The sequence below is a fragment of the Erythrobacter sp. NAP1 genome (assembly GCF_000152865.1).
Classification (GTDB): Bacteria; Pseudomonadota; Alphaproteobacteria; order Sphingomonadales; family Sphingomonadaceae; genus Erythrobacter.
This window is the reverse complement of the sequence record NZ_CH672390.1, coordinates 1,095,241-1,107,333: the sequence shown is the minus strand read 5'-3', so window position 1 is coordinate 1,107,333 and position 12,093 is coordinate 1,095,241. Positions and strand designations below refer to the sequence as shown.

13 protein-coding genes are annotated in these 12,093 nt (G+C 59.4%); 8 read left to right on the top strand and 5 right to left on the bottom strand.

Annotated elements, in window-relative coordinates; all coding sequences use genetic code 11:
• Positions 1 to 7: 7 nt before the first annotated feature.
• Positions 8 to 364: a YraN family protein gene (locus NAP1_RS05215; RefSeq protein ID WP_007164193.1), complete on the bottom strand. Its 357-nt coding sequence runs from the start codon at positions 362 to 364 to the stop codon at positions 8 to 10.
• The gene (gene rsmI, locus NAP1_RS05210; RefSeq protein ID WP_007164192.1) at positions 361 to 1,218 is read right to left on the bottom strand and encodes a 16S rRNA (cytidine(1402)-2'-O)-methyltransferase; all 858 of its coding nucleotides are present in this window, start codon (positions 1,216 to 1,218) and stop codon (positions 361 to 363) included. The genes NAP1_RS05215 and rsmI overlap by 4 nt, the downstream gene beginning before the upstream one ends.
• Before the next feature lie 41 nt (positions 1,219 to 1,259).
• Here rsmI and NAP1_RS05205 point away from each other — a divergent pair, with 41 nt between their 5' ends.
• The 6 genes from NAP1_RS05205 to NAP1_RS05180 all read left to right on the top strand — a co-directional run bounded on the left by NAP1_RS05205 (position 1,260) and on the right by NAP1_RS05180 (position 7,033).
• Entirely contained in the window at positions 1,260 to 2,471 is a 1,212-nt protein-coding gene (locus tag NAP1_RS05205) for a penicillin-binding protein activator (RefSeq protein WP_007164191.1), read from the top strand.
• A gap of 64 nt (positions 2,472 to 2,535) precedes the next feature.
• A complete protein-coding gene (parE, locus tag NAP1_RS05200) occupies positions 2,536 to 4,524 on the top strand; it encodes a DNA topoisomerase IV subunit B (protein WP_007164190.1) in 1,989 nt (662 codons plus the stop codon).
• Positions 4,524 to 4,895: a hypothetical protein gene (locus NAP1_RS05195; protein ID WP_007164189.1), complete on the top strand. Its 372-nt coding sequence runs from the start codon at positions 4,524 to 4,526 to the stop codon at positions 4,893 to 4,895. Before parE ends, NAP1_RS05195 begins: the two co-directional genes overlap by 1 nt.
• 64 nt (positions 4,896 to 4,959) lie before the next feature.
• Positions 4,960 to 5,472, top strand: a complete 513-nt coding sequence (locus tag NAP1_RS05190) for an RNA polymerase sigma factor (RefSeq protein WP_007164188.1) — start codon at positions 4,960 to 4,962, stop codon at positions 5,470 to 5,472.
• A complete protein-coding gene (locus NAP1_RS05185) occupies positions 5,469 to 6,044 on the top strand; it encodes a hypothetical protein (RefSeq protein ID WP_156777207.1) in 576 nt (191 codons plus the stop codon). Before NAP1_RS05190 ends, NAP1_RS05185 begins: the two co-directional genes overlap by 4 nt.
• A 119-nt stretch (positions 6,045 to 6,163) precedes the next feature.
• The gene (locus tag NAP1_RS05180) at positions 6,164 to 7,033 is read left to right on the top strand and encodes a MoxR family ATPase (RefSeq protein WP_040464749.1); all 870 of its coding nucleotides are present in this window, start codon (positions 6,164 to 6,166) and stop codon (positions 7,031 to 7,033) included.
• Between the two features lie 15 nt (positions 7,034 to 7,048).
• Here the strand turns inward: NAP1_RS05180 and NAP1_RS05175 are convergent, their stop codons facing one another.
• A complete protein-coding gene (locus NAP1_RS05175; RefSeq protein WP_007164185.1) occupies positions 7,049 to 8,449 on the bottom strand; it encodes a methyl-accepting chemotaxis protein in 1,401 nt (466 codons plus the stop codon).
• 124 nt (positions 8,450 to 8,573) lie between these two features.
• Between NAP1_RS05175 and NAP1_RS05170 the strand changes: the two genes are divergently transcribed.
• Positions 8,574 to 9,758 (top strand): VWA domain-containing protein, encoded by a 1,185-nt coding sequence (locus NAP1_RS05170; RefSeq protein WP_007164184.1) that lies wholly within the window; start codon positions 8,574 to 8,576, stop codon positions 9,756 to 9,758.
• A 60-nt stretch (positions 9,759 to 9,818) separates the two neighbouring features.
• Entirely contained in the window at positions 9,819 to 10,250 is a 432-nt protein-coding gene (locus NAP1_RS15835) for a hypothetical protein (RefSeq protein WP_007164183.1), read from the top strand.
• Between the two features lie 27 nt (positions 10,251 to 10,277).
• On the opposite strand, the gene NAP1_RS05160 is transcribed toward NAP1_RS15835, so the two are convergent.
• Entirely contained in the window at positions 10,278 to 10,730 is a 453-nt protein-coding gene (locus NAP1_RS05160; RefSeq protein WP_162013468.1) for a GNAT family N-acetyltransferase, read from the bottom strand.
• Positions 10,731 to 10,781: 51 nt separating this feature from the next.
• Positions 10,782 to 12,008, bottom strand: a complete 1,227-nt coding sequence (locus tag NAP1_RS05155; protein ID WP_007164181.1) for an exo-beta-N-acetylmuramidase NamZ domain-containing protein — start codon at positions 12,006 to 12,008, stop codon at positions 10,782 to 10,784.
• Positions 12,009 to 12,093: the final 85 nt, after the last annotated feature.

The following is a 12,093-nucleotide window of genomic DNA, read 5'->3' as shown; positions in this document are numbered from 1 at the left end:
AAACTTCCTAAGGCATCCAGGCGTTTTCGATGTGGCGGGGCTTGCTTCCGGGCGCAAGCAGGATCACGTCGATGCGGATATCGTCTTCCGGCATTGCGTATTCGTGTGCGACCATCTCGACCGCCGCGGCGACCCGCGCTAGGCGGCGTTCATCGATGGCGGTGTCGAGATCACTGCTGCGCTTTCGCCACTTTACCTCGACAAACGCAACCAAGCCCTTCTTTCGGGCGATCAAGTCAATCTCGCCGAGCTTGGTCTTGCGCCTTTCGGCGAGCACTTCGAAGCCTTGCTGCATCAGCCATTGCGCGGCCTGTGCTTCCGCCTCACGCCCCTTTCGGTCGGCAACTACGCGCTTTTCATTCATTCGCCGCGGAGCTCCACAGCGCGGGCGTATAGCGATTGGCGATCAATCCCGGTCGACTTTGAGACCATACCGGCAGCCTTGCTGGCGCTCATGGTTTTCAATGCGTCGCGCAACAGCTGGTCGGGGTCAGCATCGCTGAGTGTTTCCCCGGGCGGCCCCACCAGCAGCACAATCTCGCCCTTCGGAGGATGCGCTTCGTAATGTTCGGCCAATTCGCCCGGAGTGCCGCTCCGGCATTCTTCGTGCAGCTTGGTAAGTTCGCGAGCCACCGCCACCTCGCGCGTGGGCCAGACTTCGGCAATTGCTCGCAACGACCGCTCGAGCCGAGGCCCGGTTTCATAGAAGATCAAAGTTACGCTCACGCTTGCCAATTCAGCTAGCACATCACCGCGCGCTTTCTCTTTGACGGGCAGGAAACCGGCGAAAAGGAAGCGATCGTTAGGCAATCCCGAAAGCGTAAGCCCGGAAATGGCAGCGCAGGCCCCCGGCAGCGTTGTCACCTCGATCTCAGCTTCGCGAGCCTCACGCACAAGCCGATAACCCGGGTCGGAGACCAGAGGCGTTCCCGCATCGCTTACAAGCGCAATCGGTTCCCTTCGCGCCAGTTCGATTAATCGCTCCCGCACCTCGGCTGAGGCGTGGTCATCATAGCGCTGCATGCGGGTCTTGATGTCATACGCCTTGAGCAATTTTCCGGTCACCCGCGTGTCTTCGCAGGCGATCACGGCTACCCGGCGCAACACGTCGAGCGCACGCATCGTTATATCGCCAAGATTGCCAATCGGGGTCGCGACTATATAGAGACCGGGATCAAGCAATTCGGTTTTGGCTGATTCAGGATTGTGCGTGCTCATGAGGGCCGCATCCTTGGAGAAGCGATGAGGGGTCGGCAAGAATGAAGCGTATGTTTGGCACCAATTTCCTTGCGGATGGATCACGCAAGGTCCTGAAGGCGTTCAACCGTCGCAATGCCGCGATGGTGGCTACAGCGATGCTGCTTGCAGGCTGTCAGGTCATTCCCAAGACCGAGACGGTTTCAACAACGCCATCGACAACTCCGACCCCGCAGCCAAGCCAGACCGCGCTGCCAACCGACGCAACCCGTCACCGTGTCGCTTTGCTGGTGCCAATGGGCGGGTCCGCCTCGGAAGTCGGACAGTCTCTTGCCAACGCAACCACGATGGCGCTGATCGACACCAACGCAAACAATCTGCGCATCACCACGTACGATACCTCTGGCGGCGCGGCAGCCGCTGCGCGCCAGGCGATCGCCGATGGCAATCGGTTGATCCTCGGGCCTCTTCTCGCGGACAACGTGCCCGCCGTCCAGTCTGCAGCGCGGCCAGCCAATGTCCCAGCTATCGCATTCTCGAACGATTCGAGCGTTGCCAGCGCAGATGTTTTCGTGATGGGACATATTCCCGAACAATCGATCCGTCGCTCGGTCGAATATGCGCGCCGCAATGGATCAAACAGCTTCGCAGCTCTGTTGCCCGAGGGCGATTATGGGCAACGTTCCTACAATGCCTTGCAGAACTCCCTGCGCGATTACGGCGGCAATCTGGTCAGGTTTGAACGTTATGCTCGCGGTAACACCTCAATTGTCGGCGCTGCGCAGCGCCTGCGTCAGTCGGGTGGATACGACACCGTTCTGATCGCCGATGGTGCGCGCCTCGCCATTCAGGCCGCAGGTCAGATCCGCAGCCAGGGCGCCGAAGGCACTCGCCTGCTCGGAACTGAATTGTGGAGCGGTGAAGCCGCGATCACTCAGTCATCGACCGTGAACGGAGCCCTGTTTTCTGCCGTTTCCGACACGCGGTTCCGTCGATTTGCGGACAGCTACGAAGCGCGCTTCGGGGCAAAGCCATATCGCATCGCGACGCTCGGCTATGATGCCGTGCTGCTGACGCTGCGCATCGCTCAGGATTGGGAAGTGGGCGACGATTTCCCCACCAATCGCCTCTATGATCGCGGTGGCTTCCTCGGCGTCGACGGCCCGTTCCGCTTCGCTCGTAGCGGTGTTGCACAGCGTGCGCTCGAGGTTCGAGAAGTGCGCGGCAACCAGGTTATCGCTGTCGATGCGGCTCCGCGCAGCTTTGGGAACTAAAAGCGGCGCAAAACGGGTGTGCCCCTGCTTGTGAGCGGTGGGCACTCGTCCCTATATCGGAAGCATGTCCGACGACCTGTTTGAAAACACGCCGACCACCTCTGGCGATTATGACTCTTCCTCCATCGAAGTCCTTGAGGGACTGGAGCCCGTGCGGCGCCGTCCCGGCATGTATATCGGCGGCACCGACGATCGCGCCCTGCACCACCTGGCGGCAGAAGTCCTCGACAACTCGATGGACGAAGCGGTCGCAGGCCATGCTTCACGGATCGAGGTGCGGCTTGAGGAAGGCAATCGTCTCAGCATTTCGGACAATGGTCGCGGTATTCCGGTCGACGAGCACCCCAAGTATCCGGGCAAATCGACCCTCGAAGTGATCCTGACGACGCTTCACTCAGGGGGCAAATTCTCGGGAAAGGCCTACGCCACCAGTGGCGGCCTTCACGGTGTGGGCGTCAGTGTGGTCAACGCGCTGTCCTCACACACCCGCGTCGAAGTCGCCCGCGACAAGCAACTTTACGCCCAGGAATTCGCAAAGGGTCACACGCAAGGTCCCATCGAGGTAGTCGGCGCAGCACCAAACCGCCGCGGGACGACAGTCACATTTACGCCAGACACCGAGATTTTCGGCGACCGCCAGTTCAAACCGCACCGCCTTTTCAAACTCGCTCGCTCCAAGGCATATCTGTTTGCTGGGGTGGAAATCCGTTGGAAATGCGCAGAAAGCCTTACCAGCGACGATGTACCGGCAGAGGCCACCTTCAAGTTTCCTGGCGGGCTCGCCGACCACCTTGCCGAACAGGTCGGACAGCGCGAATGCGTCACCGCCCAGCCCTTTACTGGAAAACAGGAGTTTCCCGAAAAGGACGGCATCGGTCAGGGCAGCGTCGAGTGGGCCATTGCGTGGCCGCTCTACTCGGACGGCTCGACCAGCTGGTATTGTAATACGGTCCCGACGCCTGATGGCGGAACGCATGAGCAGGGCGTTCGCGGGGCCCTGACCAAGGGCCTGCGGGCTTTCGGAGAGCTGACCGGCACCAAGAAAGCCAAGGACATTACGGCTGACGACGTGATGACCGGCGCCGAGGTGATGCTGAGTGTCTTCATCCGCGATCCGCAGTTTCAGTCGCAGACAAAGGACCGCCTGACATCGCCCGAAGCCGCTCGCCTCGTCGAAGCGGCGGTGCGCGATCACTTTGATCACTTCCTCACCGACAATATGGATCGGGGTAAGGCGCTGCTGGGCGAAGTGATGGAGCGCATGGATGAGCGTCTCAAGCGCAAGCAAGAGCGCGAGATCAAGCGCAAGACCGCGACCAATGCGAAGAAGCTGCGCCTGCCCGGAAAGCTCACCGATTGCTCGGGCGAAGGGGAGCGCGAGACCGAACTCTTCATCGTCGAAGGGGACTCGGCAGGCGGCAGCGCCAAGCAAGCACGCGACCGCAAAACTCAGGCGATTCTCCCAATCCGCGGCAAGATCCTGAATGTCGCATCCGCAACCGCCGACAAGATCCGCGCGAACTCTGAAATCGCCGATCTGACGCTCGCCATGGGATGCGGCACCCGCAAAGATTGCGATCCGGAAAGCCTGCGGTATGACCGTATCATCATCATGACCGACGCCGATGTTGATGGCGCGCACATCGCGACGCTCTTGATGACGTTCTTCTTCCAGGAGATGCCCGAAGTCGTTCGCAAGGGGCACCTTTTCCTCGCTCAGCCTCCGCTTTACCGCCTCACCGCAGGCAAGGAGAGCCGCTACGCCCGCGACGACGCGCACCGCGCGGAGTTGGAAGAGACGGTGTTCAAGGGCAAGAAAGTCGATGTCGCGCGCTTCAAGGGTCTTGGCGAGATGAACCCACAGCAATTGCGCGAAACAACGATGCATCCAGAGACGCGCAGCCTCGTCCGAATCACGCTCCCGCAGGAGTTCGAGGACAGAGCGGGCGTCAAAGTCCTCGTAGACCAACTGATGGGTAAGAACCCCGAACACCGCTTCAATTTCATCCAGAACCGCGCGGGCGAGATGGACCGCGACATGATCGATGCGTGATGGCGGATAAGGGCAAGTATCCCAATCCTCGAGAAGAGGACATTTACGCGGGCGACCGGCGCGTCTCTCGCCCGGATAGCGCCCTTCCCGACTGGCATATTCCCGACGCGAAATATCGGCCAATACCCATCGCCTGGTTCGCGGCCGCATTCTTGATCCAGCTGTTGCTGCTTACAATGGTGTTCGTGGTGCTCGCAGGGCAATCGGGTTGGATCACGATCGCAGTATCAAGCCTGATAACCGGCGCGCTTGGCATGTGGACTTGGGAGCGCGGGATGAAGGATGCGGGCACGGGCTGGAAGGTGGCGACAATCCTCGTACTGGTGGGGCAATTGGCATTCGTTTGCCTGGGGGCAAGCACGCGGCTCTGACCGGCAGTCAGCCAAATCTGCCCCCGGCGTGTAAGAAATCCGCGTGCCGCTGGACTAAGGGGGTATGACACAAGACGCAGACACTCTTTACCGGCAAGCAGGCGAAGAATTTGCGCCAGCGCTTGCCCGCCTCGCTCGCGCTGTCGAACGCAATGCGGACAAGGCGCGCGATCTCGAACAAGAGATGCACTGCGCTTTGTGGTCGAGCCTTGCCCGGTTCAATGGCGACTGTACCATCAAGACCTGGGTCTACCGCGTCGCGCACAATGTCGCTGCCGATCATGTCGCAAAGGCGATGCGCGGACCGACGAAAATCCCGCTCGATGAAATCGATGCTCTCCCGGACGCGGCCAATCCTGAAGCCGATGCAGCTGAAAACCTCGTTCTGGAGCAAGTCGCGGAACTGATCCGGCGGCTCCCTGCGCTTGATGCTCAGGTTATTATCCTGTGGCTCGAAGGCGAGAGCGCTTCAGACATTTCCGAAATCACCGGCCTGTCCTCAGGCGCGGTCGCAACGCGTGTGCATCGCATCAAGGCGCTGCTTGCAGGCCATTTTGAACTAGGAGATCCTTCATGACCCGACCACCAATGCCCGGCTGGGACAGCCAGAATAGCGACGCATCTTTCAGCGCGCCTTCCGATTGCGCTGCTCGCATCGGCAAGTTTGAGCGCCGGATCCGGTTTCGCAACATCACCGAATACGCTGCAGGCACGCTGGTGATCCTGCTGTTCGCAGGAATGGCAATCGGCGCATTCATGCGCGATGAATTGCTGATCACGCTTTCAGCCCTGCTCACAGTCGGCGGCGCAATCGTGGTTATGGTCGGCCTTAAGCGCCGCGCGAGCAATCTTGATCGCCGTCCGGAAGATGCGTGCCTTGTGCACCTGCGCCGCCAGTATCAGCGTCAATATGAAGCACTACGCGATGTGCCGCGCTGGTACCTCGCGCCACTGATGCCTGGAGTTATCCTGTTCTACTATGCCGTGACATCAAGGGTTGCCGAAGTGACGGGCTGGCTCCGCGCTATCGAAGGGGCTGCGGGACCTGCAGCGATCACCTTCGGGATCTTTGCTCTTGTTGCTCTCGCCAACTGGATCGGCGCGCGCGCGCTCAAGAAGAAAGCCGATGAAATAGAGGCGCTAGCCTGACCACTCGATACCGGATGCGTGGACTGCTCGCTGGGCCTGGCAGTCCCCTTCCCCCCTTGCGCGCCGAGGCCACGTCTCTTATCGCGGCGCACAAATAAATGCGTTTTGAAGGGAAACCGATGACCGAAGAGAGCACCGAGCAGCAGCGTTTTGAAGGCACCAGCGACTATATCGCGACCGAAGATCTAAAGGTTGCCGTCAACGCCGCAGTGACGCTGCGCCGTCCGCTGCTGGTCAAAGGTGAACCGGGAACCGGCAAGACCGTTCTCGCGCATGAGATCTCAAAGGCTATCGGTGCCCCGCTTATTGAGTGGAACGTCAAGTCGACCACCAAGGCGCAGCAGGGTCTTTACGAATATGATGCGGTTGCACGCCTGCGCGACGGCCAGCTGGGCGAAGAGCGCGTTCACGATATCCGGAACTACATCAAGAAAGGCAAACTCTGGGAAGCCTTCACCTCAGAGGAGCTGCCCGTCTTGCTGATCGACGAGATCGACAAGGCCGACATCGAGTTTCCGAACGACCTTCTACAGGAGCTCGATCGCATGAGCTTCGACGTTTACGAAACGCAGGAACGGATCGAGGCAAAGGAACGCCCGATCGTCGTGATCACTTCGAACAACGAGAAGGAACTGCCCGACGCATTCCTGCGCCGCTGCTTCTTCCACTATATCAAGTTTCCCGACCGCGAAACGATGCAGTCGATCATCGACGTGCACTATCCCGGCATCCAGAAGACGTTGGTCAAGAAGGCGATGGATATCTTCTACGAACTGCGCGAAGTGCCAGGTCTGAAGAAGAAGCCCTCGACCAGCGAGCTGCTCGACTGGCTCAAACTTCTGTTGAACGAGGACATGCCGCTGGAAGTCCTTCAGGACGCGAACCCTAACAGCGCGATCCCGCCGCTACACGGTGCCCTCCTCAAGAACGAACAGGACGTGATGCTGTTCGAACGCCTTGCATTCATGGCGCGCCGTAACCCGAGCTAAGCTCGGGCCGGAGCTTTACCGAAAGCTGTAAGCGACCTCGAAATCGCCCCAGCGGCGGCCGTTGATGATCAGCGGCACGTATACGTTGCGGACCACCTGATATTCACGTCCGTCGCCTTCCTGGCGATAGACAGCCATCATATATGGCGCAGTGCTGACCTTCGCCTTGCGGTCGATCGGGTACATCATCAGTCGCCCGTTGCGGCAGTACTTGGTGTCGTGAACGACATCGCCGGTGGGCTCGCGCGACATTTCGCTCAGGTGCGTCGGAAGATAGCCCTTGGTGTCAGTACAGGCCGCCGCGATGATGTCGCCGTGCGAGGCCTTGGTCGCGTCGAGCTTGGGCTGCCAGTGGCGCATCGCCCAATCAGTGAGGCCGGTGCGGTAGCGCTTAGGATTGCTTCCTTCGATAAGTTCGTAATCCTGGTCAAAGACTTGCGCCATGCTGATTTCGCCGGTGGCGATGGCGTCTTCGGTCGCTTTCGCAACCTCGCGCGCGATTTCTTGCGCACGCTCAACCATGATGCTGTCCTGCGGGCTTAGACCGGCCTGAACCAGGCTGTCGAACATATCGCTGGCGGTCATTTCCAGATCTTCCATGCGCTTGTGCGCGCCCTGGAGCTGGCTTTCATTTTCGCGAGCTGCGGTGTCGAAGCTGGTCAGCACCTGCTGCACTGCATCCACGTGGCTCGAAATCGTCCCGGTCGAACGGGCGATCACATCGTTCTGTTTGTCCACCTCTTCAACAAGGTCGCCAACGCTCGAAATCGTGCTCTCGATGCGGGCCACAGAAGCCTTTGCTTCAGAGCTGGCTTTCGAGCCTTCTTCGATCCGCCCGATAACCTGCGATGCTTCATCGCCAAGTGCGTCGATCGTATGTGCGATTTCCTCGGTTGCCTTACGGGTGTCGTTTGCAAGGCTTTTCACTTCGCTCGCAACGACGGCAAAGGTTCGCCCTGCATCGCCCGCACGCATCGCCTCGATCGTCGCGTTGAGCGCGAGGATGTTGGTGGTCTCGGCGATATCATCGATATCCTGAGCGCTGCGGCGCACCTGCTCCATTGCGGCCGAAAAGCTGGTCACGTGTTGGCCCAGCGCATCGACAAGGTCGAGGAGCGAACCGATCTGTCCCAGCGACGACTGGATCAGCCTAGTACCCTCGCCCAGACGCTCAATCGCGCGTTCGGATAGAAGCCGCGCTTCATCGCTTGCTTCGGCAACCTTGGTTTGGTCCGCTTCAAGCGCAGTCACCGTCCCGCGCAAAGCCTCGTGCTCGGCGCGCAGTGTTTCGGATGATGTGATGACCTTTTCGACAATGCCTGCAACGTCGGTGCATCCGACGGTAACAGCCCCGCATTTCTCCGGGATCTTGTCCAGCGCAGATGCGGTTGCGGTGTCGAGTTCTACTGGCTTCATAATAAGTTGGTCCCCTGTATGCCCTCGCCCTAACTCCGATATGGTTAGCGAAGGTTTAAGGGATTGGCCGAGGATGGCATTCATGGGACTGGAAACGCGGAAAAATCGCGTTTAGACCACGGCCATGTTTTTCAACTTCATGGACGAACTGCGCGAAGCCGGGATCGGCGCGAGCTTCAAGGAACACCTCACGCTGCTTGAGGCGCTCGACAAAGACGTGATCGAGCAGACGCCTGAGGCTTTCTATTACCTGTCGCGCGCAACGTTCGTGAAGGACGAAGGGATGCTCGATAAGTTCGACCAAGTGTTCCACAAAGTCTTCAAGGGCATCATGACCGATTACGGTCAGAACCCTGTCGATGTGCCCGAGGATTGGCTGAAAGCGGTCGCCGAAAAATTCCTGTCCGAGGAAGAGATGGCCGAGATCGAAAAGCTCGGCGACTGGGACGAGCTGATGGAGACGCTGAAGAAGCGGCTCGAGGAACAGGAAAAGCGCCACGAAGGTGGCAACAAGTGGATAGGCACAGGCGGCACGTCACCCTTCGGCAATTCAGGCTACAACCCGGAGGGCGTGCGGATCGGCGGAGAAAGCCGCCACAAGCGCGCGGTCAAGGTCTGGGAAAAGCGCGAGTTCAAGAACCTCGACAACACCAAGGAGCTTGGTACCCGCAACATCAAGATGGCGCTTCGTCGCCTGCGCCGTTTTGCGCGCGAGGGCGCTCAAGATCAACTCGATCTCGATGCGACCATCGAAGGAACCGCAAAGCAGGGCTGGCTCGACATTCACATGCGAGCAGAACGCCGCAACGCGGTAAAGCTGCTGCTGTTTCTCGATGTTGGCGGATCAATGGACCCCTTCATCAAGCTGGTCGAAGAGCTCTTCAGCGCTGCGACGGCGGAGTTCAAGAACCTTGAATTCTTCTACTTCCACAATTGCCTCTACGAGGGCGTCTGGAAGGACAACAAGCGGCGCTGGCAGGAGCGTACGAAGACTTGGGACGTGCTTCACAAATATGGCCACGATTACAAGGTCGTCTTCGTCGGCGATGCCGCGATGAGCCCATATGAAATCACACATGCCGGTGGCAGCGTTGAGCACATGAACGAGGAAGCTGGCGGCATCTGGATGAAGCGTGTCACCGACACCTATCCGGCGACCGTCTGGCTCAACCCGGTGCCCGAAAAGCAGTGGGGCTATTCGCAGTCGACCAAGATCCTCAAAGAGCTGGTCAACGATCGCATGTTCCCGCTGACGCTTGAGGGGCTGGACGGTGCGATGCGCGAACTCAGCCGCAAACAGGGTCATTGAGCCGCACTCGCGAGAACGTCTCTTTTCTGCTACAGCGCTGGCAGGAAAGGGAGATTTGTGATGCGCATCGTGCTTGTTCCGATGGTAGCAGTCGCCTTGATAGGTGCTGGTGAACCCGAATTTGCGGCTCCCGGACCGGCTGCGCTCGACAATCCAGCCTACACAACTCCGCCTGAGCGTTGGCGCACAATTGAGGATGCGCTTGAGGAGGATAACAACCTCGCGCAGATCCTCGAGCGCTCGCAGCGTGACGAAAGCTGCAACGATCGCGTCATTCAGGCGCGTGAGGCTTCGGGGCAGTCGCCATTCTTTTCACGCGAACCTGCGTCCCCTGACAAACCACTCGCAATCTATGCATTGCACAGGCAGCAGGATGGGTGCTCCGTTATGGTCATGATGGGCGATCCGGACGATATCCGACCTCTTCCGCTTCCTAGCGAAAATGCGCCCGGCGTAATCCCGGCACAGGCGCCGCCGTCGTTCGAAGAGTAGACGCTTTCTGCCTTTCCGTTTTCTGTGTCAGGCCACGAAAACGCTCTGCAATTCTCCGAACCTAATCAGGCGTTCCATCTCCTTGAAGCCGAGGCGATGCAGAAGCGCGACCGAGCGGCAATTTACCGACTGGGTTTCGGCAACGATCCGCGATGCTCCCGAATTTTGCCGAGCAAAATGCTTTGCTGTTGAGCAAGCTTCAAACGCGTAGCCTTGGCCCCATGATCCGGCGTCGAACTGGAATGACAGTTCGGGCGCATCGAGTCGCTTATGCCGGTCGAGGAAAACCAGCCCAATTGGATCTCCCGCAGCCGCAACATCGCGGACGGCCCACACGTAGTGGTTGGCTGCAAGATCCAGATATCTCGCGAAGGTCGGTCCAAGCTCGTTTGAATCCAAAGGACCTCCGAGATAGCGACGCACCAGTTCGCACTGGAGCAATCGTTCGACGAATGCTTGGTCACCCTGCTGCAAAGGCATCAATGTGAGCCTTTCCGAGCGCAGGAGACAGGCTTCATCCATCAAGCGAGATCAGTAGAGCAAGTGTCCGCGCACGGCCTGCACCCATGCCGCTTCATCGTGTGAGGCTGCATTGTCGAGATCGTGCGGCGAGGCGTCGGGGTTGTCGACCCATTCGCGCAAAGCTGGGCCGCCATTGATCACGTCAATTGCTAGACGGTCGAGCTCGTACTCATAGGGGAAATCACGCCATAGGTCGTAGTCGGGGTACAACCGCCGAATGGCTTTGAAGGCGAGTGCCTGCATACGCCAGGGCTTGAAAGCGTCGTGATCGTAGTCAGGCCCTTCGGCATGCAGCATCAGCGCATTGCACAGTTTACCCGCATGCTTGTGAAAAGTCGGCTCGAACCAGCAATCGCGCATCCTGACGCCACTGCACCAGTCAGGCGCGAAGGCGAGCATCTCAGCCGCCACGGCTTTTGCGTCAACGTCAGGCGCTCCAAACAGGACCTCGAGTGGCCGGGTTGTGCCGCGCCCTTCCGACAGCGTCGTGCCTTCAAGCATGACAGTCCCAGCGTAGCAGCGCGCCATGTTGACGCTAGCCGCATTGGGAGACGGGTTGATCCAGATGCGTGAAGCCGGCCAGCCAAAGCCGCTTGCTACCGATCCATCGCCGGCGTCAGGCTGCCAGCCTTCCATGGCGATCACCTTGTACGCCACGTCGAGGTTGAAATGCTCCACGAACCAATGACCCATCTCACCCAAAGTGAGACCATGGCGCATGGGCATGGGTGCGGCACCGACAAAACTTTCTTGCCCCGGCACCAGCAATGTGCCCTCGACCGGACGGCCCGCTGGATTGGGGCGGTCGAGAACCCACACTTCCTTGCCGTGCTTTTCCGCTTCTTCAAGGAGGTAGAGCAGCGTTGTAACAAAAGTGTAGATGCGGCAGCCAAGGTCCTGAAGATCAAACAGAAATACATCCGCGCTCGACATCATCTGCCCTGTGGGCCGGCGCACTTCTCCGTAAAGGCTGAAGATGGGGATGCCGTATTGCGCATCCATCTCATCGGCAGTCTCAACCATGTTGTCCTGTTTGTCGCCTTTCAGCCCATGCTGCGGCCCGAAGGCGCTGCTGACATTCACTCCTGCCGTGATAAGCGCATCCAGACTGTGCGTGAGATCAGCGGTGACGCTCGCCGGATGTGCGACGAGTGCGACCCGGCGGTCGCCGAGCTGGGCGATCAGGTCAGGAGATGCGAGCAAACGGTCGATGCCGAATTGGACTGAGTTGGCCATGGCGAAAGCGTTGGAACAGGCTTCTGTCAAAGGCAAGCGCTCGTAACTCGCTTTGCCTGCGCGGAACGGATCGTCTATCGAAACG

Excerpts from the sequence above, each read along its gene's own strand:
- NAP1_RS05215 (WP_007164193.1), bottom strand. The coding sequence starts at position 364 with ATGAATGAAAAGCGCGTAGTTGCCGACCGAAAGGGGCGTGAGGCGGAA.
- rsmI (WP_007164192.1), bottom strand. The coding sequence starts at position 1,218 with ATGAGCACGCACAATCCTGAATCAGCCAAAACCGAATTGCTTGATCCC.
- NAP1_RS05205 (WP_007164191.1), top strand. The coding sequence starts at position 1,260 with ATGAAGCGTATGTTTGGCACCAATTTCCTTGCGGATGGATCACGCAAG.
- parE (WP_007164190.1), top strand. The coding sequence starts at position 2,536 with ATGTCCGACGACCTGTTTGAAAACACGCCGACCACCTCTGGCGATTAT.
- NAP1_RS05195 (WP_007164189.1), top strand. The coding sequence starts at position 4,524 with ATGGCGGATAAGGGCAAGTATCCCAATCCTCGAGAAGAGGACATTTAC.
- NAP1_RS05190 (WP_007164188.1), top strand. The coding sequence starts at position 4,960 with ATGACACAAGACGCAGACACTCTTTACCGGCAAGCAGGCGAAGAATTT.
- NAP1_RS05185 (WP_156777207.1), top strand. The coding sequence starts at position 5,469 with ATGACCCGACCACCAATGCCCGGCTGGGACAGCCAGAATAGCGACGCA.
- NAP1_RS05180 (WP_040464749.1), top strand. The coding sequence starts at position 6,164 with ATGACCGAAGAGAGCACCGAGCAGCAGCGTTTTGAAGGCACCAGCGAC.
- NAP1_RS05175 (WP_007164185.1), bottom strand. The coding sequence starts at position 8,449 with ATGAAGCCAGTAGAACTCGACACCGCAACCGCATCTGCGCTGGACAAG.
- NAP1_RS05170 (WP_007164184.1), top strand. The coding sequence starts at position 8,574 with ATGTTTTTCAACTTCATGGACGAACTGCGCGAAGCCGGGATCGGCGCG.
- NAP1_RS15835 (WP_007164183.1), top strand. The coding sequence starts at position 9,819 with ATGCGCATCGTGCTTGTTCCGATGGTAGCAGTCGCCTTGATAGGTGCT.
- NAP1_RS05160 (WP_162013468.1), bottom strand. The coding sequence starts at position 10,730 with ATGCCTTTGCAGCAGGGTGACCAAGCATTCGTCGAACGATTGCTCCAG.
- NAP1_RS05155 (WP_007164181.1), bottom strand. The coding sequence starts at position 12,008 with ATGGCCAACTCAGTCCAATTCGGCATCGACCGTTTGCTCGCATCTCCT.